Genomic DNA, 25,932 nt, shown 5'->3' with positions numbered 1-25,932 from the left:
AAGGAGTTAGCCGAATAGATGTTATTCGGCTAACTGGTAACTTATTGTGCTGTAAAGGTAGAGGTGAAGCTACGTGCTTCGCGTCGTGCCTCTGAGTCTGACGGCATCGGATAAGGCGCAGCAGCACGAACGGCAGCCTCTACACTGGCCTTCATATCAGGATCGCTAGAATTAACCACGACAGACTGAACTGCACCACTGTCACTTAAAGTCACACGAGCAGTTGCACGTTGACCTGAAGAACCTGCTGGGGTATCCCATGCTCGTCTAATTTTATTTTCAAAATCACGTTTAGCTGTGGATGCAATACGTCTTACTTCGGCCTTTTTCTGAGCGGCTTCTTCTGCAGCTTGTTTGGCAGCTGAAGCTTTGGCTTCAGTATCGGCACGTGCCTTCGCTTCGGCATCAGCTTTGGCTTTTGCATCTGCGTCAGCCTTACGTTTTGCTTCGGCATCAGCTTTGGCTTTTGCATCTGCAGCAGCTTTACGTTTTGCGTCGGCATCAGCTTTGGCTTTTGCATCTGCTGCAGCTTTACGTTTTGCATCGGCATCTGCTTTGGTTTTTGCATCTGCGTCAGCTTTACGTTTTGCCTCAGCATCTGCCTTGGCTTTTGCATCTGCTTCAGCTTTGCGTTTTGCTGCTGCATTGGCTTCGAGTTGACGTCTTTCTGCCGCTTCTGCTTTTTTCAGGGCTTCGGCTTCTTTACGACGTACAGCATCTGCTTCAGCACGTGCTTTGGCATCGGCTTGAGCTTTTGCTTTGGCGTCAGCTTCTCGTTGAGCACGTTCTTCGGCGCGTGCTTGTTGAGCTTTTAAGCGTTCAGCTTCTAGTTTTTGTCGCTCTGCAATTTGTTTGGCTTCAGCAGCTTGTCGTTCTGCACGTGCTTGAGCCTCTGCAATTTGTTTGGCTTCAGCAGCTTGTCGTTCTGCACGTGCTTGAGCCTCTGCTGCTTGTGCAGTTTTTTGTGTATCAACTTGAGGAGCGGGTGGCGTAGGAGCCGCTGCAGGTGTTGGAATGACAGGGGCAGGTTCAAGAGCAGGCTCGGCTGTTTGAGTAATTTGCTCTGCTACATTTTCATGTGTGGTTTCAGCAGATTTAGTTTCTAATAAGGGTTTTAAATCTTCTGGTTTTATTAATACCGTTTTAATGGGTTTAGGCGGCTCAGGTGCTTTACTCATGCCCAAATAAAGCAAGCCAACCACTGCGATAAGGTGGACACCTACGGTGAACCCAATCGCGATGGCTTTTTGTTGAAAAGGTGGCTTTTTAAAATCTTTCATAAATTACTTTAAAGGCTCGGTCAGCAATCCAACTTGGGTTAAACCCGCATCTTGTAAGTCAGACATTAACGCAATCACATCACCATAAGGGCGTGTATTATGACCGCGAATAACAACCTGAAACTCTTTGTTTTCAGCTTTGGCTTGAATTTGAGCATCGGTCAAAATTTGTTTCAGTTGGGCTAATTCCAAAGGTTCGGCTTTGTGTTCTTTGTATTCTAAAAAATATTGCCCATCTTTATTTAAAGTCACCAAAGCAGGGGCATCTTTCGATTCAATTGGATTACCATTGGCTTGAGGTAAATCGACTTGAATCCCACTGGTAATCATCGGTGCAGTAACCATAAAAATCACCAATAACACCAACATGACATCAATATAGGGCACTACATTCATGTCACTTTTGAGTGGTTTCTTAATGCGCTCGAAGCGTCCTGAGCGTTGAATGGCCATTAGTCGTGATCCTTAGTATTGCCTAAAGATTGACGTTGTAATAAAGCCACCATTTCCTCGGCAAATAAAGCACGATCAGAATAAATCGCTTCGCCTTTGGCGGTGTAATGGTTAAAGGCAAGTACCGCAGGAATGGCGGCAAATAAACCAATGGCTGTGGCAATGAGGGCTTCGGCAATCCCTGGTGCGACTGTTGCCAATGTGACTTGATCGACATCTGCCAGTCCAATAAAGGCATTCATAATGCCCCAGACGGTACCAAATAAACCAACGTATGGCGCAACCGAACCAATGCTGGCTAATGCACCTAAGCCTTGTTCAAGTTGAGCTTGGTCGCGGCTTAAACCGACACGTAAAATACGTTCTGTGCCTTCAATGGTTTGTGGAGCAGGCGCTTGGCGCTTTTTGAGTTTTAAAAACTCACCTAAGCCTTGATAGAAAATATCTTCCAAACCGACACGTTTTGAATTGAGCTGTGCGTTGTTGTAAAGCGTATTTAATTCTGCACCAGACCAGAAGATTTTTTGGAAATGCTGATCATCTGCCTGTGCTTTTTTATAGCTCATGTGTAACTTGGCAATCAGATACCAACTGTATAATGATGCTAAAAGCAGCGAGAGCATTACCAGCTGAACAACAGGACTTGCTTGTAAAATAAGATCTGATACTTGAAGAGATGATTCGAGTTGTGTTGCCATAGTTACTACATGTGCCAATTCATTTTTTTAATCTTGTCCTAATTCTTTCAGAATAAGGCTACGAATTTCATCTGGCAGACGACGTGGTTTCATATCTGAACCAAGACAGGCCAATTCAACCTCGCCAGATGCAAGCATGATTTCACCACGATAAATATTTTGTTGCAATACAAATGATGACGCTTTACACGAAACTACACTTGCTGTAACAGTAATTAGGTCATCCATTAAGATTGGACGTGAATATTTCACGTTAATTTTATGCACGACAAAGTTGTAATCTTGTTGATGCCAATAATGATCAACACCCGATGCACGAAGCCATTCGGTACGGGTACGTTCCATAAAGCGAATATGGTTGGCGTGGTAAACAATGCCGCCTGCATCAGTATCTTCCATATAGATACGAATTTTAAATTCAAATTTATTCGCCATGATGATGTTCCGCTTCAATGTTGCAAAGTTGTTTGATAAGCAATACTTATAGCTTACGCCGTGTCTGTGAAATTGACGTGAATCGGGGCTATAAGTCAAGCTGTGTATAGCGTGGCAGTTTATCATTCTCAACGCTTCGTCCAATGGCACAAGATTTCAAACATGCTTTTAAGTTAAAATTAGCTGCCTGCCTGATACATGCAGATGATCCACCCCAATGAGCAGCACATGAGCCGTTTAGTTAAATTTTTTGTGGTAATTGCCATATTGTATTTGTTGTGGATGACGCTGTTCCAGCCAGATGGAGGAATTGCGGATAGCACAACCTATCAGTCATCGCAGCAAGTGCATCAATTTAAAGACTATACCATTCAAGCTTTGGAAACCTATGAAGGTGAGTTTCGGGTATTGTCACGTGAAAATTATAATTTTGGACGTGAAGCCGAACTTAGCCCTGTCGATTTTGCTTTGGGATGGGGCGAAATGGCCAAGCCTGAAGTGTATAAACAGTTGTCTATTCGTCAAAGCAACCGTTGGTATCATTGGCGTTATGAACAAGCACCACCGATTCCTGTGCAAGAGATTGCAAGTTTGAGCGCTAATACGCATTTAATTCCTGCCACACCCGCGATTGCGACACAGTTAAAACAGATTGATGAAGATGATTTGATTTATTTGAAAGGTAAATTGGTTGAAGTTACTGCCGCAGATGGGTGGCAGTGGCGCAGTTCTTTAAGCCGTCATGATACAGGGGCGGGCGCGTGTGAATTAATGCTTATTGAAGATGTGCGTATTATTGAAAATTAGGGTCTATCTACAGACCCAATTGACCTAAATATTTAATAGCTTAAAGGGAGATAGCTCCCTTCAAGCTATTTTTTCCTTTGAGCTATTTTTCTTTTGGCTCTGGCGGTGTCATCCCAAATTGTAAATACGCCATATTGGTCGCAATACGCCCGCGAGCGGTTCGCATTACATAACCTTGTTGAATTAGGTATGGTTCAATTACATCTTCCAAAGTGCCAGAGTCTTCAGCCATAGCAGCGGCCAAAGCTTCCACACCTGCAGGCCCACCATCAAAACGCTCTAATAACATTGATAAATAACGACGGTCTAAGGTATCTAAACCATCTTTATCGACATTCAGCATATCTAGCGCACGTTGTGCCATCTCTTGCGTGACTTCACCTGTGCCTTTGACCTGCGCATAGTCACGAACGCGACGCAATAATCGGTTGGCAATACGTGGTGTACCGCGCGAACGACGAGCGACTTCATTAGCTCCTGCATCGGTCATTGGCACATCCATTAGACTTGCCGAACGTTTGACAATATGGGTCAAATCTTCAACCGAGTAAAATTCCAAACGCTGCACAATACCAAAACGGTCACGCAACGGTGAGGTGAGTAAACCTGCGCGTGTGGTGGCGGCGACAAGGGTAAATGGTGGCAAGTCCAGTTTAATGGAGCGTGCTGCAGGCCCTTCACCAATCATGATGTCCAGTTGATAATCTTCCATCGCTGGATACAAAATTTCTTCAATCACAGGTGAAAGACGATGGATTTCATCAATAAATAACACATCGCCTTCTTCAAGATTGGTCAGCATGGCGGCTAAATCACCTGCGCGTTCCAAGACAGGCCCTGAAGTGGATTTAAGATTGCCGCCCATTTCACGGGCAATAATATTGGCGAGTGTGGTTTTACCTAAACCTGGTGGTCCAAAAATCAGGGTGTGGTCCAGTGCTTCTGCGCGTCCACGGGCTGCACCAATGAAAATTTCCATTTGTTCACGCACTACAGGTTGCCCAATATAGTCATCGAGTGAAGTGGGGCGAATGGCGCGATCAATTTGATCTTCGGGTTTTTCAGAACCACTGATTAGACGGTCTTGCATATCGTGTTAACTAATCTCTTGAGCTGGGCATTTTGATGCTGCATGCACAGCCTCAAAGTATGAGTTGCGTTTAAATGCCTTTGCGAAGGCATGATTTTACTTTTGAAAGATCAAAAGTAACAAAAATCTTATGTTGAGTTGAGGGTATATCCCTATACCCCAACTCAACGGGCGACATCCATGTCGCCAGTCATGTATCCAATATTGGAAAGATGAACTTACGCTAGGTTTGTTGGCATCTTTTATTTATTCATCGACTTTAATGCTGCACGGATAATATCACTGGCTTCAGTAAAATCGGCCTTAACTGCATTAATCAGTTTTTGTGCTTCGGCAGGTTTATAACCTAAAGATTGTAAAGCGGCTTCGGCTTCGGCAACAGCAGAATTGCCTGTAAACTGAATTTGGGTCACAGTGGAATTGCTGCTGCTCACTTCGTTGGACATGGCTTTAAAGCGATCACGTAATTCAATCATCAGGCGTTCAGCGGTTTTTTTGCCCACACCCGGTACTTTAATCAGGGTGTTAATGTCTTCATGTTCTACGGTGTGAATCAGTAATTCGACACTCAAGGTTGATAAAATACCTAGCGCCATTTTCGGGCCGACACCATTGACTTTGAGTAAAGTACGGAAAATGGTTTTTTCTTGGGCTTCTAAAAAGCCATATAACAATTGAGCATCTTCACGCACAGCTAAATGCGTCCACAGGGTAATTTTCTGCCCCTTTTGTAACTGGCAAAATGTGGTGAGTGGTGTGTCAATTTCATAGCCCACACCATTTACATTCAGCAACACGGTTGGTGCTTCTAAAGCCAATACTTCGCCAATAAGACATCCGATCATATTTGTGGTTCACTGATTAATTTAAAATAAGTTGCTGTTCGCATAGTAGAGCGCATTTTCACAAAAGGCAAAATCTGCGCTTAAATCCTACTTCTATTTAGATACAAGTATTGATATGCAAATTACTCATTATAGCAAGCCGACCTTATTGCCTTGTAATTCTTGCGATAAGTTATAGGCTTGGTGATCTGAAAACTTAGAGATAATATCCAAGACTTGCATAATATTGTCATAGTGATTATGCGCAAAATCTGCCCCTGAGCGTTGCAAGATTGACATTAAACGCTGCTCTTTAAAACTTAGGGTTTTATGTGGCGTGGTGAGTGGAATAAACGCATCCAAAATGTTTTGTAAACTTTGATGCGCAATAATTTCCAGCCCTGCCTTTTGTGGATGCTCGAAAATTTTCTCACGAGCTAAGTCTTTGGCGCGATTAATACCAATTTCAATATCTGCCGAGCAATATTGTAAAAGACTGCCTTTAAGTTGTCCCATCAGAATTTCCAAATGGTGTTTGGCAAATGCTGTAGTGACTTCATCGACCAAACGCTTCATGACCCGACCACGCAAAGCGGCAATTTTTTGTTGCCATGTGGTACGTGCCATCGCCAGTTCTGCGGGAATGCCGTAGTCACCAATCAAGTTTAAAAAGATCGGTTCAACTTCTTCATAGCTGAGCATGTTTAAGATAATGCCATCTTCCAAATCAATTAAGGCATAGCAAATATCATCTGCTGCTTCCAATAAATATGTCAGTGGATGACGGCAATAGTGATAATCGCCCAATTGAATCAGACCAAGCTGTTCTGCAATTTGTTTGAGAATTTCTTTTTCGGCTTGGTAACAACCAAACTTATCACGTTGATTGGCAGGGCGGTTGCCTTGTTCGGCAATGGTTTTGGAGAGCCATGGATATTTTAAATAAGCGCCTAAAGTGGCATAGGTTAAACGCATGCCGCCATCATTTGGATGGTAGTCAATTTTGGTGAGTAGCCGTAAACCTTGCGCATTGCCTTCAAACTGACGGACATCGGCTTCTTCTTCATCACTAAGTTTGGCGAGGAAATTGCCGTGTGAAGCATCATCAAACCATTCACGAATGGCGTATTCGCCTGCATGTCCGAAAGGTGGATTGCCAATATCATGTGCCAAGCATGCGGCTTGAATAATCGCACCGACATCGGCAGGGGAAATCCACATAGGCAAGTGGTCTTTAATTTTTTCTGCAGCCAACATCCCTAATGAACGTCCAATACAAGACACTTCTAAAGAATGGGTTAGGCGAGTGTGAATACCATCGTGTTGAGTCAATGGATGGACTTGGGTTTTACGGTTTAACTGTCTAAAACTTTGCGAAAAAATAATACGGTCATAATCTTTATGAAAAGGGCTGCGCGCCTGTTCTGTACTTTGTTTTTTACTACCAATTCGAACTGTGGAAAGCAGTTCTAACCAACGCATTTGAGTCATTTATCATTATTCACTATGTGCTTGTTTTGCATCATGCCAAAAAAATGACAAAAGCTCTAGGGGCGTGCGACATGGCTTGTCTTTTTAAATCTAAATTCATACAAAATGGGGGATAAGTTTGTGGCGAAGCGTACTTTAAATTTTTTTTTGGGGCTATATAAATCGAGGATTGGATGATGCGTATAGGTTGCCAAAATAGCAACAATGCTCAAATTTTTATGCTAATTTCTAATTAATTGTGAAATGGATAGCGAAGCTTAAATATGCTCAAACTGATTTATTATGTGCCTGAATCTCATCTTGAAGAAACCAAACTGGCTATTTTTGCAGCGGGTGCAGGTGGAATTGGCAATTATGAACATTGTGCATGGCAGGTTTTAGGCACAGGGCAATTTAAACCTGTAAAAGGAGCAAATACTTTTATTGGTGAGTTAGATGCTTTGGAACACGTTGCCGAATGGCGCGTGGAAACCATTGTACCTGAGCAAAATGCTCAGGCAGTCGCAAAAGCGCTCAAGGCAAGCCATCCTTACGAAGAGCCTGCCTTTGAGTTTATACAACTTTTAGATATTAATTTTTAAAGACTTAAATACCAATTTTTAAAGACTTAAATACCAATTTTTAAAGAAAAATAGAATTGTACGATCACTCATATATGGATTGGGGCAAATATAAGTTGCGTAGATAGATTTTACTTTTCACGGGCGAAAAGTAACAAAAGCCCTCTGTTAGACTGATGGTACGTCCTGTACCACAGTCTAACGGGCGACATCCTTGTCGCCTTATCACGAGTCAAAATGTGGCTAGGTTTTAAAAATACAGTTGAAATATTAGGGTCTGTTGACACTTCATCTATGTTTGCGACGTGAGAGATATATCTCGCAAGGTTTTTTAGCTGATATAAGGCATGGGGCAGGAAATTTAGTTATTCTAAATGACTGACTCATAACGCAATAGCAGCAAAAAATATGCTCGTCCCCTTGCGCAGCAAACAAAGCAGCGCTTTGTTCTTGCTCATGTGGCTAAAACTTTCTCAGATTACGTTATGAAACTTGGCAATAGTCTCGCTATTCCTTGCGTTTCATGCCTAATCTGCTCAGTTTTAGCCTACAGCGCAAGCCATTTATGAAATGTTAACAGCCCCTAGACTTTCTGAATAAACAGGTCACGGTCAAAACGGTATTGCGGGAAAAAGACACCATCTTCGGCACGTTCACCTGCAGCAATCACCATCACTGGAAATTGTTGATCATTCAGTTTTAAGAGTTTGCGTACCATCGGCTCATCAAAACCTTCCATCATGCAGCTATCAAAACCGTGTGCGCGAAGGGCCAAGACCATATTTTCACAGGCGAGTGCTGTAGTTTTACTTGCCCAAAGTTTGGCATCTGCAGGGTTAAATGCAGTCACAGGTAATTGTTTATCTAAACTACGTGCAATTTTGAAAGCGACTTTCTTAAAGTTACCTAATGCGTTTAAGTAGCCAGTCATGTAGTTATAAGGAATAAACTTGTAATATTTTTTGACTGAAGCAGGTGCTTCAGGAAAAGGAAACTCGCTGATGTTCTTTTTTGCCATTTCATCAACACGGTCTGTGCGTGCAATACACACAATTAGCTCTGCTGCAGTGCGAGCAGCAAGCTGTCCTAAGCAGGCTTTAACCAGTTGTTTCTTCTTGGCAGGGTTTTGCACCACGACAAAAGTCCATGGTTGTAAATTAGATGAGTTCGGTGCCAATAAAGCCATATCTAAACAATCATCCAACACTTCAACAGGAATGGCTTTGTCGGTAAATTTACGCACCGAACGACGGCTTTGAATGACTTTTTTAAAGTTTTCTATATCAATATCTTGTGGTGCAGGCTCAAAATAACGTTCTTTTTTTTCAGCTTTAACATCAGCTGGATTTGGATTAGACATTACAATTTTCCTCAATTTTTTAATGATTGATAGCACATTGCAGAATATGGGGGCGAATAAAGAAAAAACCACATTCAGCCAAAATGAATGTGGTTTTAAAACGTCTAGTTTACTTGAAATGGGTGTAAGTACATTTCAGCTAAACAGCGCTTAATTAAATTGGCTGAAATCAGGTTTACGTTTTTGCATAAAGGCCTGCACCGCTTCCATCATTTCTGCTGAGCCGACACGTTGCATAAAAATCTCTGCTTCATGGTCAATCCACGCCACAATTTCATTGACATTATGTTTCATGAGGGCTTTAGATTGTTTAAGTGATGCCAATGGTAAAGCTGCCAATTGTGCTGCTTTTTGTTGCGCCGTTGCATAGACATCGGTTTCAATGCTATTAACTAAATTTGCCGATAATGCCGTTTCGCTATTGAATTTTTGTGCAGTTAGCAACAGTTCAGCCGCTTTGTGATAGCCTGCTTGTTCTACTAGAAGTTTGCTTGATGCACCTTCAGGCGATAAGCCCAAGCTCACAAATGGAATTTGGAATAGGGCAGTATTGTCGCTATATACCAAATCTGCATGTAATAGAATTGTGACACCAATGCCAATTGCCACCCCACGTACAGCTGCAATCAGCGGTTTAGAAAACTTAGCTGCAGATTTTAATAAGATGAATGGAGGGCCTTCGGCAGCAGGTAGTTGTCCTTTAAGTGCAGCAGACTTCATAAAGTCTTGCATGTCATTGCCAGCACTAAAATCTGCATCTGTGCCACGTAAAATTACACAACGTACTGCGTTGGACTGATCTGCTTCATCTAAGGCTTGTGCAATCCACAAATATAATTCACCATACAGCGCGTTTTTTGCTTCTGGTCGGTTGATGGCTAAAGTCAGTACGCCATTGTCTAAATTCGCATTCAAATGTGGGTGAGGTTGTTGAATACAGCTCAGTGTCATCGTACTATCCTTGCTTTGATTGGTTTGAATTTATGGCTCATTATGTCGCAAATTCGCAGCGCTGGCACAACTCATGAGTTCATAAAAAGTTAGTGAATGATGAGATTTGCGTTCCTAATTCAATGTGAAATTTATTTAGAATTTGGGGTTGTTCATTTAAAAAATGAATAAGCAAGGCGGAATCTTAACGTCTATTAATTCTATTTTAGGATTAACCTTCGGTTCGACCTACTTTTGTTTTGGCAAAAGTAGGCAAAACCATTTGTCATCCACGAAACCTGCCCAATTATTGTTTTTGATTTATTATCTTGCAAAAACAATAATGAGTTGATACCACGCAGGTTGTGGATGACATTTCCGCGTATCAGATAGCATCATGTTGTTATCAAAATTAGGATTGGCGTATTTATTATGCAATATACGTTTGATTATTTGGTTTTCATTGGCCGCTTTCAGCCATTTCATTTGGCGCATTTGCAAACCATTCAAATTGCGTTAGCACGTAGTCATTATGTGATTTTGGCATTAGGTTCTGCACAAAATGAGCGCAATTTAAAAAATCCGTTTTTAGCCAAAGAACGTGAGCAGATGATTTTGTCTAACTTTTCACCTGAGATGCAAGAACGGATTAAGTTTGTGCATGTCGTAGATGTCTACAATGATGAAAAATGGCAAAAACTAGTCAAATCTTTAGTCGGTGAATTGATTCAACCGCAAGATCGTGTTGGTTTAATTGGGCATTTTAAAGATGACTCGTCTTATTATTTAAAGTTTTTCCCTGAATGGGAGATGGTAGAATTAGACAGCTTGCAAGATGCCATGTCTGCTACGCCTGCACGTGAGGCTTATTATCGTGGGGAAATACAGCCTAATTTTTTCCCGCAAGGCACAATTGATTTCTTAACCGCATTTCAAAACACGGAAATTTATCGTCAATTACAAGACAAATACCAGCAGCAGGACAGCAGTAATTTGACGGAGTAATCCAGTTTTTAAATGAAAAAGGATGATTGAAAAAGCTTTCAATCATCCAGAACATTGTGTTTTTTTAGAGGCTGAAAATTAAGCCTGTAAAGCGGTTAAATCCGCAAGCACTTGCTCGGCATGTCCTGCAGCTTTGACTTTACGATATTCTTTCAGTAATTGACCTTGATGGAAAATAAAAGTAGAGCGTTCAATGCCCATAACTTTTTTGCCATACATATTTTTTTCTTTAATCACATCAAACAACTGACACAATACTTCTTCTTTATCGCTAATCAAGTTGATGCCTAAAGATTGTTTTTCGGTAAAGTTTTGATGGGCTTTGACTGAGTCGCGCGAAATGCCAATGATGGTGGTATTAAGCGCATCAAATTGTGGCTTTAGCGCAGTAAAATCGACAGCTTGTGTGGTGCAGCCTGGGGTAGAATCTTTCGGGTAAAAATACACCACTAACCAATCTGTACCAAGTTCGGTTAAATTGACTTCGCCTGTGGTTGCAGGAAAAGCTTGATTTGGTAATTGAATTGTCGTGCTCATATTTTTCTCCAAAATCATGCACATAAAAAACTAGCCACATAAAGTGGCTAGTTGAAATTGTTAAGAAAAATTATTTTTTCTCAGCCGCTTTCATTGCTTCTTCAGTTAAGGTTTTTAATTTACCTGTAAGCTGAGGACCAAAACAAGTTTGCAAATCTTTATTTTGCTTTTGTACAAAAGCTAAAGTCGCAGGGCTCTTTTTCTGGTTAATTGCGCTTTGAATTTCCCATTTTTGAGCGTTGGTTAATTTACCATCTGCTTCTACTGCACAAGTACAATATTTGCTTACTTCAGCTGTAGTCAGTTTTTTGCCTTTTGCAGTTTCTTCTTTACAAACATTAATTAAAGCTGCTTTTACATTGGTGCTTTTATATGCTTGTTGCAACTTGTCATTATTTGCGTGTGTCGTTGTTGCGAATAATGCAGCAACAGACATAATCGCAGAAACTATAATGTTTGATTTTAAATTTTTCATACACTTTACCTTGTTATGACGGTATATAACGCGTTGGGTCTGCAACACCGGCATCGGCAAAACCTTGTTTGCGTAAACGACAGCTGTCACATTTACCACAAGCACGTCCTTGGTCATCTGCTTGGTAGCAAGAAACCGTTTGACTATAGTCTACGCCATGTTCAATACCTAAGCGAATAATATTTGCTTTGGATAAATGTAACAAAGGTGTCTCAAATTTTAACGGTTTGCCTTCTACACCAACTTTGGTTGCCAAGCGTGCCATATTGGCAAAAGCATCAATAAATTCAGGACGACAGTCAGGATAGCCCGAATAATCTACCGCATTAATACCAATCACAATTGCTTCTGCATCAAAAACTTCGACAGCTGCCAAAGCATAAGACAGGAAGATGGTATTACGCGCAGGCACATAAGTCACAGGAATACCTTCTTGCTCATGATCAGGTACTTCAATGCTGTGATCGGTCAGGGCAGAACCGCCCAAGTTGCCTAAATCAATATTAATCACACGATGCTCAATGCCTGCATTTTTAGTCAAGGCACGTGCAGCATCTAGCTCTGTAGTCGAGCGTTGACCATACATAAAACTAAGTGCAATACATTCATAACGCGCTTGTGCCCATGCCAAACACGTGGTTGAGTCTAATCCACCAGATAACAATACAATGGCACGAGGGCGCATAATTGAACTCCAAATTTTAAAATATAGCGATAGAACTTGAGCAAAAGTGTGAAGATTGACGTCAATACGAATGGGGATTCGTGAGGAGATTAACGACCTGTTTCATCATTCCAAAGCAATTTATGTAATTGCAATTGGAAACGAACAGGGAGATGGTCGGCTAAAATCCACTGTGCCAAATCACGTGCAAGTTGTGGCAAGGCGACTGCACCTTTTTCGACAGCAAATGCAGGGGAGAACCACACTGTATCGACTTTTTTATGCAACTGATATTGCTCAACTTGCTGCTTCGCCCAAAGATAATCGTCATGATTGCAAATCACAAATTTGATTTGATCATGTGGGTTTAAAAAATCTAAATTTGATAATAAATTGCGTGACATTTCACCCGATGCAGGGGTTTTTAAATCCAGCACCTTCGACACACGGTTATCCACTTTAGAAATATCTAAAGCTCCACTGGTTTCCAAAGACACTTCACAACCTAAATCTGCCAAGCGTTGCATGAGTGGCAGTGCATTCGGTTGAGCCAGAGGTTCACCACCTGTCACACATACATACGGTGTTTTAAAATCTAGCGTGGTTTGGATGATGTCATCTAAAGATTGACGTTCGCCACCTTCAAAAGAATAGGTGGTATCACAGTAATGGCAACGCAATGGACAACCCGTAAGACGAATAAAGACTGTCGGTAAACCAGACGTATTGGCTTCGCCCTGCAATGAATAGAAAATCTCCGTGATGCGTAAACCCGCAGACGGATCAGAAACAGGAATAGCGGAAGATCGGAGGGTATTCATAAAATTCATCACAGTATGTAAAAAAACAAAAATCCCTACGGTCATTGCTGGCCGTAGAGATGGAGAAAACTAAAAAAGTTTAGTCTTCGCGTAATAAGTCGTTCAAACTGGTTTTTGCACGGGTTTTCGCATCTACTTTCTTCACAATGATAGCAGCATACAAGCTATAAGTGCCACATTTAGAAGGCAGGTTGCCAGAAACGACCACCGAACCTGCAGGTACACGACCATAATGGATTTCGCCAGTTTCACGGTCATAAATTTTGGTCGATTGACCAATATAAACGCCCATAGAAATGACAGAACCTTCTTCTACAATCACGCCTTCAACAATTTCAGAACGTGCACCAATGAAGCAGTTGTCTTCAATAATCGTTGGGTTTGCTTGAAGTGGCTCAAGTACACCACCAATGCCTACACCACCCGATAAATGCACGTTTTTACCAATTTGCGCACATGAACCTACAGTTGCCCAAGTATCGACCATGGTGCCTTCATCTACATAAGCGCCAATGTTGACATAAGATGGCATTAACACCACATTTTTGGCTTGGAATGAACCTTTACGTGCAACAGCTGGTGGTACAACACGTACACCTGCTTGTTTAAATTGCTCGTCAGTCCAGCCTGTAAATTTCGTGTCTACTTTGTCGTAGAAACGCAAATCGCAAGATTCAATCGGCTTGTTATCATTGAGTTTAAAAGATAACAACACTGCCTTTTTTAACCATTGATGAACGATCCACTCACCATTAATTTTTTCAGCAACGCGTAATGTGCCGTTATCTAAACCTGCAATCGCTTGTTCAACTGCCTGACGAATTTCAGTGGGACAATCTGCAGCGCTGAAATTAGCGCGGTCTTCAAATGCTTGTTCAATGATTGTGGAAAGTTGAGACATCGATGTTCTTACCAGAAATAAAATTTCCAAGATTTTACACTATATTGAGCGAGGAATAGATAAAAATTGGAGTTGATTGCAGTTTATCCTTCGCTAAATAAAACAAGTCAAATTGCGCACTAAATTGTTGAAGTTTTGAAAATAATTGCTTTTGCAATAAACAATAAAAATAAATTTGTATCAAAAGATAACATAAACCTAGCAAATCTTGCATAAATACTGAGTGCAATAAGCTCTATAGTTTTCACATGAAAAACGAACGAATGAAAATTCAAAAAGCTTTATTTTGAGGAGAAACACAATGAAAACTTTACACTCAATTTTAGCCGCATCGGTGTTGGCAGCTGTTGCAGGTTCTGCAATGGCAGACACAGCTGTGGTACAAGATGGTTATGCGTTTGATCGTAACCAACTCATTCCAACAGGTGTGCGTGCTGAAGTTGGTACAACAGGTTATGGCGGTGCCTTACTTTGGACTGCAAACCCTTATGTGGGCTTAGCTCTTGGTTATAACGGTGGCGATATTTCTTGGTCGGATGACGTAGAAGTTGATGATGTTAACTATGATGTTGATATGGACAACAACTTGACTTACTTAAATGCTGAGATTCGTCCATGGGGCGCAAGTCCAAATAAATGGGCACAAAGTGTTTATGTTGCAGCAGGTGTTGGCTACATCGATCAACAATACGGCTTACAAGCTCGTAATGATGGTGGAACCATTAAAGTTGACGGCAAAAATACAGGCTTAGACCAACTTAGCTATGATCTAGATTATAGCAATGACATTGCACCATATTTAGGCCTAGGTTTTGCACCAAAAATTAATAAAAATTGGGGTGTCTTTGGTGAAGTTGGTGCCTATTATACTGGTAATCCCACAGTGACAAATGTGAACTACCATGGTAAACAACCTTCAGATGCTGCTTTAGTTGAGGATCACCTTAATGAAGTTCGTAACGATGATAAATACGAATGGATGCCAGTTGCTAAACTTGGTGTAAGTTACCACTGGTAATATCTATTAGCTTGAGCTAAACCAAAAAACGAGCTTCGGCTCGTTTTTTTTATAGTTTAAAAGCGGTGTGCCAATTTTAAATTATAAACCCAAGCCTCACGTTGTTCGAGTGAAGAAAAACTTGAGATTTGCGTGATTAAGGACTGCGGCTGTAGCGTGTCTGGCTTAGTAAAGTGCAAATAAAGTAGACCTGCAATCATAAACGTTTTGGGGGTGAAGTGATAAACCGCGCCCGTACCAACACCAATATAGCCGTCTACGGGATTTAAGCTTGAGGCAGGATTACCTGCACCAGAATCCCACAATCCTTCCACCGCAGTGATCCATTTGGATGACCATTGATGGGCAACCCCCAAACGGGTCGACCATTGATTCTTTTGGTAATCAATCAGGTTGAACTGATTACCTAGTCCTTCAGATTGCAGAATTGCAGCAAATTGAGTGGGCTGAATTTTAAAATCTTGCCAATTGACCCACCGCAATGATCCATACAGAAAATTTTGCGCAGGTAAACCTGTGTGAAAATCTAAATTCACCGATTCTGGGGTCTGAATTTCCGTTGCTTGTTGTGGTGCAATCTCTAAAGGAAATCCCCAAATACTTTCGCTTGCATTGGTACTGTGCTTGATTTTAGAGCGATAAGTAATTGCTGTATTAAATGCATATTCAGGAATTTGGTAGCTTACACCTGCTAACCAACCCCATGCATGGTCTTTGGGGAAATTTACGTGATAATTAAAAAAGGTATAGTCAACTTGTGTACCAATTTTCAGATCACCTGAAAATGACTGGTAACTCAGACCTGTAAAGAGGTTCCAATGTTGTGTGGGTTGATAGCCAATGAGTGCCGTAATATTTCTAGAATCAAACTTAATATCTGCATTTTCTATAGGTAAGGGTTCACCTGAAAGAATAGGACTATAGTGATAATCCACATCAACAAAATAAGGTTGGTCAAATAATAACGCCACAGAAATTTGTGGATGTGGTTGTAATTTTAATGCAGCTTGAATGAAGTGTTGATTATTGACTAAATTGCCTGTTGAAAAATCTTGAACGCCTAATTCTGCAATATTTTGTTGATGCTGTACCTGACCTGAAATATTGGGATCCACTTGGAGCAAAGCGACTTCCGCATAATTACCTTTTTCAAATAATGCATGTACCGATTGAGCGCTACGTTCTAAAGCTGCGGCAGAGGCATAACTTAGCGGCAGGACATAAGCAATCCGACAAAAATGTGAAATTTCATGTTACGTCCTTGGTCTAAATTATAGAATCGTGTTTAAAATCAAATTAAGTTTTTTATTTTTTGATTATATTTTATTCATTTTTCTTATGAATTAAAATCATTATTTTGATTATTTCTAGGCATTTAGATCAGCAGGAATTTTGCCAGAGAACTAAAAGAGAGCCTAGGCTCTCTTATGTATTACTGTTTTATTCTTCGGGATAGGCGATACGTTTTAAAGCTTTAATATCGGCATTTGGTGCACATAAAGAAATAAACTCATAGCCATAGCCACGCAGTAAATGCCCTTTGCGAACCGCAATCCACGTGGTGTTTACCCCAAAAATATCGGTCTGGATTTGTTTTAGGCGGTAATCACGTTCTGCATCGTATGCCACATTGTTCACCACACCTACGCCCATGCCCAATTCAACATAGGTCTTAATAACATCGGCATCAAGTGCAGACATGACGATATTGACATCAATTCCTGCATCGGTAAATGCTTTGTCAATTTTAGAACGTCCCGTAAAGCCGCCGTGATAAGTGATGATTGGATATTCTGCCAAATCGGTCAGGCTAATCTCAGTTTTACTGGCTAAAGGATGATCTTGCGGGGTAATAATGCTGTGGCGCCAGTCATAATAAGGCACACTTGCCAAGTTCTCTTCAGTGGTTAGAGATTCGGTTGCAATACCAATATCGGCTTCACCTTGTAGCAGCATTTCGGCAATTTCAACAGGGCTGGCTTGTTGCAAAATCAAATGTACTTTAGGGAATTCTTTTTTAAACAAATTCACAATAGGCGGCAGCACATAACGCGCTTGGGTATGTGTAGTCGCAATGGTGAGCGTGCCTTCATCGACTTTATTAAAGTCATCGGCAAGGCGTTTAATGTTATCTGCATCAACCAACATGCGTTCGACAATACTCAGCAAAGCTTGTCCTGGCTCGGTTAAACCTAATAGACGTTTGCCTTTGCGCACAAAAAGCTGCACACCAAGTTCATCTTCAAGGTCTTTAATGTGCTTACTCACGCCCGATTGAGAAGTGTATAGTGCCGCAGACGCTTCGGTTAAATTAAAGTTTTGCCGAACGGTTTCTCTAATAATTCTAAGTTGTTGGAAGTTCATAGTGGTGCAACCCTAAAAAGGATGGAGCGGGTTAGGCTCCATCTTGATGTCCTTATGCGACTTGATTTTCAAATAAATGTAAAGTGGTTACACTTAACCAAACCGTTTGATTTGGGCGGAATTGGTGCAGTTTCGCTTCATCTGCAGTGAGTGCAATTTCAATTAAATTCCCTTGGCGATCTTGCAATTCTGCAACTACTTTACCAGCAATCCAAACCTCACGTAAGAAGGTCGCTTGAATGGTATTTTCCTGTGGTTGGGCATGAATATGCAACTCATCTGGACGCGCAAATGCAATCACTTTGCCTTGTGGTGCATTTGGTTGATTGAGAAGTTGTACGCGATCTTCACCAATTTGCACAACCCCTTGATGATGTTGTCCTTCAAAACGGTTGGCTTGACCTAAGAAGTCAAATACAAACGGAGTTGCAGGCTGTTCATACACTTCACGCGGTGAACCAATTTGTTCGACATTACCTTTGTTCATGACAATAATTTGATCGGCAACTTCGAGTGCTTCTTCCTGATCGTGGGTCACGAAAATTGAAGTGATGTGTAATTCATCATGCAAAGTTCTTAACCAACGACGTAATTCTTTACGCACTTTGGCATCAAGCGCACCAAAAGGTTCATCCAATAACAATACGCGTGGTTCTACCGCTAAGGCACGTGCCAAAGCAATACGTTGACGTTGTCCACCCGATAATTGTGCAGGATAACGGTCTGCTAAAAAGCTTAACTGTACCAAGTCGAGTAAACGCATAACACGCTTTTTAATCTCGGCTTCTGAAGGTCGGGTTGCACGTGGACGTACCCGTAAACCAAATGCGATATTGTCAAATACGGTCATGTGGCGGAATAGGGCATAGTGCTGGAAAACGAATCCAACTTGACGTTCGCGCACATGCACATCGGTTGCATCCTGACCCTCTAATATCACTTGCCCACGATCTGCCGACTCTAATCCTGCAATAATACGCAACAAGGTGGTTTTACCACAGCCTGAAGGCCCAAGCAGCGCCACCAGTTGGCCATCTGGAAAATCGAGGGAGATGTCTTTAAGTGCATGGAATGCACCAAAATTTTTTTCAATATTTTTAACTTGAATACTCATGCGGTCATTCCTTAAGAAACAGTTGAATCTTCATTGCGTTGGTTTTGCTTTTCTTGGCGAATTTCAACCCAAGTTTTTAAAATCAGGGTCACAATCGCGAGAAGTGCCAAGAGAGAGGACACCGCAAACGCAGCACTAAAGGTATATTCGTTATAGAGAATTTCGACGTGCAGCGGTAGGGTGTTGGTTTCTCCGCGAATATGCCCCGATACCACAGATACCGCGCCAAACTCACCCATTGCGCGGGCATTACACAGAATCACGCCGTAAATTAAACCCCATTTTATATTTGGCAAAGTGACTTTCCAGAAGGTCTGCCAACCCGATGCACCTAATACAATCGCAGCTTCTTCTTCCTCTGTGCCTTGCGCTTCCATTAAAGGAATCAATTCACGCGCCACAAAAGGTACAGTAATGAAGATGGTGGCAATCACAATTGCAGGTACGGCATATAAAACTTTGATGTCGTGTTCCATCAACCAGCCGCCCATCCAACCTTGTGTACCAAAAATCAGGACTAGCATTAAACCTGCAATGACAGGAGAAACTGAAAAAGGCATATCAATTAAGGTGGTGAGAATCGACTTACCACGGAAATTGAATTTCGCCACTGACCACGCTGCGGCAATACCAAATACCACGTTTAAAGGTACGGCAATGGCTGCAGTGAGTAAGGTTAATTTCACTGCCGATAAAGTGTCAGGATGCACCAATGCTTGTGCATAGACACCAATGCCTTGTTTAAAGGCTTCTACAAAAACCAAAATCAGCGGCAAAATCAGACAGCTTAAGAAGAAAATGAAGGCAATTGCAATCAGGGTATAGCGTACCCAAGTCGGTTCACGTGTTGCATCGCGTGATTGTAGTTTTTCAGCCAAAGCATTGCTGTTGGTATTTAAACTCATCGTGCAGTTCTCCCTGTGCGACGACTTGCCCATGCTTGTAATAAGTTAATTAAGAACAGCATGACAAAAGAAATCAGCAACATCACCACAGCAATTGTGGTTGCACCTGCGTAGTCATATTCTTCTAAACGAGAAATAATCATTAAGGGTGCAATTTCAGTTTTAAATGGTTGGTTACCTGCAATGAAAATCACCGAGCCATATTCACCCACGCCACGCGCAAATGCGAGGGCAAAACCTGTAATCAGTGCAGGCAATAAAATAGGGAAAATCACTTTGGTGACAATTTGAAAGCGGTTAGCCCCTAGCGCAGATGCTGCTTCTTCCAACTCGGTTTCTAAGTCACTGAGTACGGGTTGCACGGTACGCACAACAAATGGAATACCAATAAAAATCAGGGCAAGGGTAATCCCGATAGGGGTATACGCGACTTTAATGCCTAATGGTTCTAAATATTGTCCAATCCAGCCAGTCGGTGCGTATAAAGAAGTCAGGGCAATACCCGCAACTGCAGTAGGCAATGCAAAAGGTAAATCGACCAAAGAATCTATAATACGTTTGCCCGGAAAGCTGTATCGTACCAAACACCATGCCAATAATAAGCCGAAGACGACATTAATAAAGGCTGCAATGAGCGCAGCGCTAAAACTGAGTTGCAAAGATTTTTGGATACGTTCTGAACTTAAAATTTCCCATAAACCATCCCAACCGATACCCAGCGATTTAATAAATACAGCCGATAAGGGAATAAGAACAATTAAGGATAAATACGCTAGGGTAAAGCCTAGAGAAAGACCAAATCCTGGCAGCACTTTGGATCGCTGCGACATGATGACTCCTCAAAAGAGAGAATGAGTGTTTGAAAACAAACAGATAAAAGTAAAAGATAAATTCGGCACAAGCATAATTTGCGAAGATTAAATTGCAAATTTGAATAAATACTTGTTGTTATCAGAAATACTGATATGTGATTGCATATTTTCTGCAATCAAATAATCATAAATTTCAGGAAATGCCCCAAAGCCTGATGCAACATTAATATGACCCACTTGTCCTAAATTAATCGGTGTTAATTGCCATGCTTGGGCAAGTGCCTGTGCATCTGCAAAACTTAGCCATGGGTCATTTTCACTGATCAATAAGCGTGTCGGTACAGCCAATTTAAGTTGCTGAAAATAAGCCGAATAATTGCTTTGGCTGTGTTGTGCAAAACCAGATTCACCAAAACGGGCAGGGTTAGCAGGTGCAACCAAAACCACATTTTTAATTTTCGCCTGCAATTTAGGTTGCTGTGCTAAGGCTGCCACTGTGGTCAGACAACCAAAGCTGTGCGCCACAATTTGAATATCGTTCTGAATCGGGGCAACTGTTTTGACAAATTCAGCAACCCAGTTCTGTAAAATTGGGCTATTCCAGTCTGACTGTTGTACACGCGAGCAAGACATGAGTTGTCGTTGTAACCAAGATTGCCAGTGCGCATATTCACTGCCACCTACACCTGGAACAATTACGGTATGAATCATGTCGATGCTCCTTCGCATATTTCAGCCTGAAATAATGATCTGAATAACGCTTGAATATGAATTGAACCCATCATTTTCAGCTTTGGCTGTGATCACTTGGATTCAAAACTCAGTAAGATAATGCTGTAAAATTCATGTTTTAAATAATCTGCAACAAGGATAACTAGAGTTTCTATGCAAAAAAAATAATTAAAAATGAATTTTATATGAATAAAAGAGATATATGTGAATCAGGTAAAAATGCGTTTGTGAAAACACCCGCATTTTTCAATTTGGGTGTTTTCAGCTAGCGCTTTGGTATGATTTACCTTTCGGAGTATTATTTGGTTTGGTTGGCTTTGACAATCTGATCGAAAATGCCACCATTTTCAAAGTGTTGCTTCTGAACTTTGCTCCATCCACCAAACTCTTGATCAATAGTCACCAACTTCAATGGTTTAAATTGCGACTTATATTGTGCCAACACCGTAGCATTACGTGGTCGGTAATAATTCTTCGCAGCAATGTTTTGACCCGCAGGCGAATAGAGATAGTTTAAATAGGCTTTGGCTAAGTGTTGATTGCCATCTTTTTGCACATTTTTCTCTACAATCGCCACAGGCGGTTCAGCCAAAATAGATAGAGAAGGTGTGATGATCTCAAATTTACCCGGTTGTTCACGCACGGCTAAATAGGCTTCATTTTCCCAAGCTAACAAAACATCACCAATGCCACGTTCTGCAAAAGTGGTGGTTGAGCCACGTGCGCCTGAATCCAATACTTTGGTTTGTTTATAAATTTGGCGAACAAACTCTTGCGCTTTAGCATCATTGCCCGCAGGTTGATGTTTTGCCCATGCCCACGCTGCCAAATAGTTCCAGCGTGCACCGCCAGATGTTTTTGGATTTGGAGTAATGATTTCCACACCAGGTTTGACCAAATCGCCCCAATCTCGAATACCTTTCGGGTTGCCTTTACGCACTAAAAATACAATTGTGGATGTATAAGGGGGCGAGTTGTGCGGAAATTTCTTTTGCCAGTCTTTAGGTAATAGACCGCGTTTAGCAATTTCATCAATATCGGCAGCCAGTGCCAAAGTCACGACATCGGCACCTAGACCATCAATCACCGCACGTGCCTGTTTGCCCGAACCGCCATGTGATTGTTTAAAGTTAATGTTTTGCCCGGTGGCTTTTTTCCAGTACGCACCAAAATCTTTGTTAAAGTTATCGTATAATTCACGGGTTGGATCGTAGGAAACATTCAGAAAGTCTTTTGCAGAAACGCTCAAGGTTGTTGCCGAAAGTACTGCCGCCAGTAGTCCAATTTTCAGTTTTGTAAAGTTCATGTTTGACCTCAGGTATTAAATCTGTTGTTGAATGAGGCAAGCATATCGGTAGTCTATTTGCTGAAAAAATAATTTAAAATGCGGTGAATATCAGTAAATGATAAATATAAATTTCTTCATTGTTTTCTATATTTAGAGATAAATAACGAGTACTTCTTCCATGCAGTGTTATAAAAATGCCAAGCCTACCGAGCAGATTCATGTGTTAGATCGCGCGTTTCATTATGGTGATGGATGCTTTAGCACTGCACGTTTTCGCCAAAATCAAATTGAATTATTTGACCGCCATTTGGCGCGTTTGCAATATGCCAATCGCCAACTTTCTTTAAATGCCAATCTTGAGTTAATCACTGAAACGCTGACACTTTTAAAGCAGGCGCATGGCGAGTTAAATGGTACTTTGAAGATTGTTTTAAGTCGTGGTGTAGGGCAGCGAGGTTACAGTTTGCCTGATCATCCTGCCGATGTTTGGGTGTTTTTCTATCCACAAGTACAAGCGGCTTTAGATATGGCATATCATTATGACATCATTCAAAGTGGCGTCTTGACTCAAGCGATTGGACTGAGCATGCCGAATTTAGTTGGGCTGAAAAGTCTAAACCGAATTGAACAGGTATTGCTCAAACAAGAAGCCGATCAAAAAGGCTGGACAGAAGCTTTGGTTACTGATGTACAGGGCAGTGTGGTTGAAGGTGTGAGTAGTAATTGTTTCATTCGTATAAACAATACATGGATTACTCCGCAACTTGGTTATAATGGCGTGCACGGTGTCATGCGGGCAGAAATTTTATCGCGCATGCAACAACAGAATTTGCATTGTGAACAGCGTGATATTCATGCTGCGGAAATTGCGCAGATTCAAAGTCTGTTTTTCTGTAATGCTTTAACGCCCATGAAAATTGTCAGCCATTTAGGGCAGCAGGTTTTAGATGTGCAGCCGTGTGTGGAATTATTTAAGCAACTTCAACTGAATCAGATACATTCTTATGTCTAAACCTAAACGCCCATCAAAATCTAAAAAGAAAACTAATACAGTACAGTCTATGCGTGCCTTGAAAGGTGGCATCATTTTTATACTGGGGCTATTACTGGTGCTTGGCGTGATTTTATGGTCAAGTCTGTTTAGAGATTATCCTGTTGAAGGTCAAAAACAATTATTGGCGATTAATAATGGTGATACTTACTCACGTTTTATTGACCGTTTGGCAGAACAAGATCATGTGAATTTTCCAATTGTTTTAAAACTCTATCAACGGGTGATGATTCACGACAGCATGAAAAAAGGCGTGTATGAAGTCCGTCAGGGCATGAGTGTACGTCAGGTTTTGGAAATGATCGCCAATGCTGAAAATGCGCAAATGAACCGTATTTTGGTTATTGAAGGCACGACTTTTAAGCAATTGATTGAGGCATTAAAGAAAGATGATTTGGTCAGTAAAGAAGTAGTGTATTTACCTTATGCAGAATTGCTGAAAGCTTTAAATATTCCTTATGCACATCCAGAAGGGTTGTTTGCACCAAATACGTATTTTTTTGCTAAAGGTGAAACTGATCGTAAAATTTTAACCGATTTATATCAGCGTCAAATGAAAGCATTAGATGATGCTTGGAATAATCGAGCAGCAGATTTACCTTATAAAAATAAATATGAAGCCTTGATTATGGCCTCAATTATTGAAAAAGAAACCAATGTCGATGCTGAGTTGCAGCAAGTGTCTGGGGTATTTGTACGCCGTTTAAAACTAGGCATGCGTTTACAAACCGATCCAACTGTTATTTATGGAATGGGCGATAAATATCAGGGCAATATTACCCGTCAGGATTTACGCACGCCAACGCCATACAATACCTATACCATGAGTGGCTTAACGCCAACACCAATTGCCTTGCCAAGTCAAAAAGCCATTGAAGCGGCGATGCATCCAGACCAATCTGACAACATTTATTTTGTCGCGACAGGTAATGGTGGACATAAATTTAGCACCAATTTGCAAGATCATAACCGTGCCGTGCAGGAATATTTAAATGTACTGCGCGCGAAAAAATCAGGGGAATAAGCATGTTTATCAGTTTTGAAGGCACCGAAGGGGTAGGCAAAACGACACTCATTCGCCGTATTCATGATTATTTTACTGCACAAGGTCAAGAGGTGGTTTTAACCCGTGAGCCAGGTGGAACCCCTATGGCAGAGCAAATTCGTGCTTTGTTACTCGCGGTCAACCATGAAGAAAAAATGTGTTCAGACACTGAGTTATTGTTGATGTATGCAGCGCGTGCTCAGCATTTAGATCAGGTGATTTTACCAGCAATGGCTGCAGGAAAAACTGTACTATGTGACCGTTTTAGCGATGCCAGTTTTGCTTATCAATGTGCGGGACGTGGTTTAAGTGAAAGCAAGTTGATGACTTTAAATAATAACTTTGTCGCACGTATGCCTGACTTAACTTTTTGGCTCGATGCACCGATTGAACTGGGTATGACCCGTGCACGTGCGCGTGGAGCGCTTGATCGTTTTGAGCAAGAGAAAGCCACTTTTTTTGAGAAAGTAAGGGGTGGCTATCAATCTTTGTGGGAGCGACATCCTGAGCGGGTGAAGCGCTTAGATGCAACACAAAGTCCAGATCAAGTATTTGCACAAGCGATGCACTATTTGTAAGCGAAGGCATAAAACGCAAAGGCATATACAAAAAGGCATAACAAGCCATTGGGTTGTAGTTAGACATTTGATTGAATGGAAAAATCTTCTATAGTGGAAACGCTTTAGAAGATTTTTTAAAAAAATAGCGAATAGTAAGTATGACCAAAGAAGAAATTATTGAATTTTTAAAAGTAGAGTTTCCGCAAAGTCTGGAAAAATGTGAAATTGTGTCCATCACGCCACGTGGGGCATTGGTGAATTATCACATCGATGAACGTGATTTACGCCCAGGTGGTACGGTATCAGGGCCGACTATGATGACTGTTGCAGACTATGCACTTTATATCGCCATTTTAGGGGAGTTGGGTTTGGTGGCTTTGGCGGTGACCAGTAATTTAAACATCAACTTTTTACGTAAGCCCGCAGCAGGGCGTAATTTACGTGGTGAATGTCGCTTAATGAAAGTAGGGAAAAACCTCGTGGTCGGTGAGGTTTGGGTATATTCCGAAGGTGTAGATGATGCCGTGGCGCATGTCACAGGGACGTATTCGATTCCACAGATTGGCTGAGAATAAAGTCAGCTTTATCTTAATTTTAGTTACTTATATTTACCATGTGGTTACATATGTACACATACCACATGAAAATCAGGGTTTGATTGGTTAAAAAATAATCACAAATATTTCATTTTATGTTTTTCATATAGATCAAA

At 41.3% G+C, this 25,932-nt stretch carries 29 protein-coding genes; 8 read left to right on the top strand and 21 right to left on the bottom strand.

Translation table 11 applies throughout. The features are described 5' to 3' along the window. Window positions 1-41: 41 nt before the first annotated feature. From tolA to ybgC, 4 genes are read right to left on the bottom strand one after another with little or no spacing between them, the layout of a single operon-like run. Window positions 42-1,280 carry a cell envelope integrity protein TolA gene (tolA, locus tag FTV52_RS04625; protein WP_179990100.1) on the bottom strand — a complete coding sequence of 413 codons (1,239 nt, stop codon included), beginning with the start codon at window positions 1,278-1,280 and terminating at the stop codon, window positions 42-44. A gap of 3 nt (window positions 1,281-1,283) precedes the next feature. Further along, window positions 1,284-1,733, bottom strand: coding sequence for a protein TolR (tolR, locus tag FTV52_RS04620; RefSeq protein ID WP_070154130.1), 450 nt, complete (start codon window positions 1,731-1,733; stop codon window positions 1,284-1,286). After that, complete coding sequence (tolQ, locus tag FTV52_RS04615) at window positions 1,733-2,431, bottom strand: protein TolQ (RefSeq protein WP_179989288.1); 699 nt, start codon at window positions 2,429-2,431, stop codon at window positions 1,733-1,735. The genes tolR and tolQ overlap by 1 nt, the downstream gene beginning before the upstream one ends. 27 nt (window positions 2,432-2,458) lie before the next feature. After that, window positions 2,459-2,866: a tol-pal system-associated acyl-CoA thioesterase gene (gene ybgC / locus FTV52_RS04610; RefSeq protein ID WP_004971791.1), complete on the bottom strand. Its 408-nt coding sequence runs from the start codon at window positions 2,864-2,866 to the stop codon at window positions 2,459-2,461. A 228-nt stretch (window positions 2,867-3,094) separates the two neighbouring features. Here ybgC and FTV52_RS04605 point away from each other — a divergent pair, with 228 nt between their 5' ends. Next, on the top strand, window positions 3,095-3,673 hold the full coding sequence (locus tag FTV52_RS04605) for a hypothetical protein (protein WP_179989289.1): 579 nt from the start codon (window positions 3,095-3,097) through the stop codon (window positions 3,671-3,673). An 82-nt stretch (window positions 3,674-3,755) separates the two neighbouring features. Here the strand turns inward: FTV52_RS04605 and ruvB are convergent, their stop codons facing one another. The 3 genes from ruvB to FTV52_RS04590 form a co-directional block, all read right to left on the bottom strand. Then, the gene (ruvB, locus tag FTV52_RS04600) at window positions 3,756-4,763 is read right to left on the bottom strand and encodes a Holliday junction branch migration DNA helicase RuvB (protein ID WP_004971787.1); all 1,008 of its coding nucleotides are present in this window, start codon (window positions 4,761-4,763) and stop codon (window positions 3,756-3,758) included. 242 nt (window positions 4,764-5,005) lie between these two features. Next, window positions 5,006-5,608, bottom strand: a complete 603-nt coding sequence (gene ruvA, locus FTV52_RS04595) for a Holliday junction branch migration protein RuvA (protein ID WP_178865673.1) — start codon at window positions 5,606-5,608, stop codon at window positions 5,006-5,008. Window positions 5,609-5,737: 129 nt separating this feature from the next. Next, window positions 5,738-7,078, bottom strand: a complete 1,341-nt coding sequence (locus FTV52_RS04590; protein WP_104851741.1) for a deoxyguanosinetriphosphate triphosphohydrolase — start codon at window positions 7,076-7,078, stop codon at window positions 5,738-5,740. Window positions 7,079-7,341: 263 nt separating this feature from the next. Here FTV52_RS04590 and FTV52_RS04585 point away from each other — a divergent pair, with 263 nt between their 5' ends. Then, on the top strand, window positions 7,342-7,659 hold the full coding sequence (locus tag FTV52_RS04585) for an NGG1p interacting factor NIF3 (protein WP_179990098.1): 318 nt from the start codon (window positions 7,342-7,344) through the stop codon (window positions 7,657-7,659). A gap of 562 nt (window positions 7,660-8,221) precedes the next feature. Here the strand turns inward: FTV52_RS04585 and FTV52_RS04580 are convergent. Next, window positions 8,222-8,998 carry a nitroreductase family protein gene (locus FTV52_RS04580; protein WP_179990096.1) on the bottom strand — a complete coding sequence of 259 codons (777 nt, stop codon included), beginning with the start codon at window positions 8,996-8,998 and terminating at the stop codon, window positions 8,222-8,224. A 150-nt stretch (window positions 8,999-9,148) separates the two neighbouring features. Beyond that, window positions 9,149-9,949, bottom strand: coding sequence for an enoyl-CoA hydratase-related protein (locus FTV52_RS04575; RefSeq protein WP_096901116.1), 801 nt, complete (start codon window positions 9,947-9,949; stop codon window positions 9,149-9,151). Between the two features lie 411 nt (window positions 9,950-10,360). Between FTV52_RS04575 and FTV52_RS04570 the strand changes: the two genes are divergently transcribed. Continuing rightward, window positions 10,361-10,933: a nicotinate-nicotinamide nucleotide adenylyltransferase gene (locus tag FTV52_RS04570; protein ID WP_096901115.1), complete on the top strand. Its 573-nt coding sequence runs from the start codon at window positions 10,361-10,363 to the stop codon at window positions 10,931-10,933. 78 nt (window positions 10,934-11,011) lie between these two features. Here the strand turns inward: FTV52_RS04570 and FTV52_RS04565 are convergent, their stop codons facing one another. The 5 genes from FTV52_RS04565 to dapD form a co-directional block, all read right to left on the bottom strand. Next, complete coding sequence (locus FTV52_RS04565; protein ID WP_096901114.1) at window positions 11,012-11,470, bottom strand: peroxiredoxin; 459 nt, start codon at window positions 11,468-11,470, stop codon at window positions 11,012-11,014. A gap of 70 nt (window positions 11,471-11,540) precedes the next feature. After that, window positions 11,541-11,945: a hypothetical protein gene (locus FTV52_RS04560; RefSeq protein ID WP_004971768.1), complete on the bottom strand. Its 405-nt coding sequence runs from the start codon at window positions 11,943-11,945 to the stop codon at window positions 11,541-11,543. A gap of 13 nt (window positions 11,946-11,958) precedes the next feature. Then, window positions 11,959-12,630, bottom strand: a complete 672-nt coding sequence (gene queC / locus FTV52_RS04555) for a 7-cyano-7-deazaguanine synthase QueC (RefSeq protein ID WP_179990094.1) — start codon at window positions 12,628-12,630, stop codon at window positions 11,959-11,961. A gap of 89 nt (window positions 12,631-12,719) precedes the next feature. Next, entirely contained in the window at window positions 12,720-13,430 is a 711-nt protein-coding gene (queE, locus tag FTV52_RS04550; protein WP_179989039.1) for a 7-carboxy-7-deazaguanine synthase QueE, read from the bottom strand. Window positions 13,431-13,509: 79 nt separating this feature from the next. Next, window positions 13,510-14,331 (bottom strand): 2,3,4,5-tetrahydropyridine-2,6-dicarboxylate N-succinyltransferase, encoded by an 822-nt coding sequence (gene dapD, locus FTV52_RS04545; protein WP_179990092.1) that lies wholly within the window; start codon window positions 14,329-14,331, stop codon window positions 13,510-13,512. A gap of 301 nt (window positions 14,332-14,632) precedes the next feature. Here dapD and carO point away from each other — a divergent pair, with 301 nt between their 5' ends. Further along, a complete protein-coding gene (gene carO, locus FTV52_RS04540; RefSeq protein ID WP_179990090.1) occupies window positions 14,633-15,349 on the top strand; it encodes an ornithine uptake porin CarO in 717 nt (238 codons plus the stop codon). Window positions 15,350-15,405: 56 nt separating this feature from the next. Here the strand turns inward: carO and FTV52_RS04535 are convergent, their stop codons facing one another. From FTV52_RS04535 to FTV52_RS04505, 7 genes are all read right to left on the bottom strand, one after another. Then, window positions 15,406-16,464, bottom strand: coding sequence for an outer membrane protein transport protein (locus FTV52_RS04535; RefSeq protein ID WP_373683411.1), 1,059 nt, complete (start codon window positions 16,462-16,464; stop codon window positions 15,406-15,408). Window positions 16,465-16,789: 325 nt separating this feature from the next. Next, window positions 16,790-17,713, bottom strand: coding sequence for a CysB family HTH-type transcriptional regulator (locus tag FTV52_RS04530; RefSeq protein ID WP_096901109.1), 924 nt, complete (start codon window positions 17,711-17,713; stop codon window positions 16,790-16,792). A 52-nt stretch (window positions 17,714-17,765) separates the two neighbouring features. Next, a complete protein-coding gene (locus FTV52_RS04525) occupies window positions 17,766-18,827 on the bottom strand; it encodes a sulfate/molybdate ABC transporter ATP-binding protein (protein WP_179990088.1) in 1,062 nt (353 codons plus the stop codon). Between the two features lie 11 nt (window positions 18,828-18,838). Further along, complete coding sequence (gene cysW / locus FTV52_RS04520; protein WP_096901108.1) at window positions 18,839-19,732, bottom strand: sulfate ABC transporter permease subunit CysW; 894 nt, start codon at window positions 19,730-19,732, stop codon at window positions 18,839-18,841. After that, the gene (cysT, locus tag FTV52_RS04515; RefSeq protein WP_004971748.1) at window positions 19,729-20,562 is read right to left on the bottom strand and encodes a sulfate ABC transporter permease subunit CysT; all 834 of its coding nucleotides are present in this window, start codon (window positions 20,560-20,562) and stop codon (window positions 19,729-19,731) included. The genes cysW and cysT overlap by 4 nt, the downstream gene beginning before the upstream one ends. 87 nt (window positions 20,563-20,649) lie before the next feature. Continuing rightward, window positions 20,650-21,255 (bottom strand): alpha/beta hydrolase, encoded by a 606-nt coding sequence (locus FTV52_RS04510; RefSeq protein ID WP_096901106.1) that lies wholly within the window; start codon window positions 21,253-21,255, stop codon window positions 20,650-20,652. A gap of 319 nt (window positions 21,256-21,574) precedes the next feature. Next, window positions 21,575-22,582, bottom strand: a complete 1,008-nt coding sequence (locus tag FTV52_RS04505) for a sulfate ABC transporter substrate-binding protein (RefSeq protein WP_179990086.1) — start codon at window positions 22,580-22,582, stop codon at window positions 21,575-21,577. Window positions 22,583-22,742: 160 nt separating this feature from the next. On the opposite strand from FTV52_RS04505, the gene pabC reads away from it, so the two are divergent. From pabC to FTV52_RS04485, 4 genes are all read left to right on the top strand, one after another. Then, on the top strand, window positions 22,743-23,576 hold the full coding sequence (gene pabC, locus FTV52_RS04500; protein WP_179990084.1) for an aminodeoxychorismate lyase: 834 nt from the start codon (window positions 22,743-22,745) through the stop codon (window positions 23,574-23,576). Next, window positions 23,569-24,639 carry an endolytic transglycosylase MltG gene (mltG, locus tag FTV52_RS04495; RefSeq protein WP_179990082.1) on the top strand — a complete coding sequence of 357 codons (1,071 nt, stop codon included), beginning with the start codon at window positions 23,569-23,571 and terminating at the stop codon, window positions 24,637-24,639. The genes pabC and mltG overlap by 8 nt, the downstream gene beginning before the upstream one ends. A gap of 2 nt (window positions 24,640-24,641) precedes the next feature. Continuing rightward, window positions 24,642-25,238 carry a dTMP kinase gene (gene tmk / locus FTV52_RS04490; protein WP_179990080.1) on the top strand — a complete coding sequence of 199 codons (597 nt, stop codon included), beginning with the start codon at window positions 24,642-24,644 and terminating at the stop codon, window positions 25,236-25,238. A 140-nt stretch (window positions 25,239-25,378) separates the two neighbouring features. Beyond that, window positions 25,379-25,789 (top strand): PaaI family thioesterase, encoded by a 411-nt coding sequence (locus tag FTV52_RS04485; protein WP_004971730.1) that lies wholly within the window; start codon window positions 25,379-25,381, stop codon window positions 25,787-25,789. Window positions 25,790-25,932 lie beyond the last annotated feature (143 nt).

The sequence above is a fragment of the Acinetobacter sp. YH1901141 genome (assembly GCF_013416935.1).
Classification (GTDB): domain Bacteria; phylum Pseudomonadota; class Gammaproteobacteria; order Pseudomonadales; family Moraxellaceae; genus Acinetobacter; species Acinetobacter towneri.
Note: the sequence above shows the minus strand (reverse complement) of the source record. Positions and strands in the feature narration are given on the sequence as shown.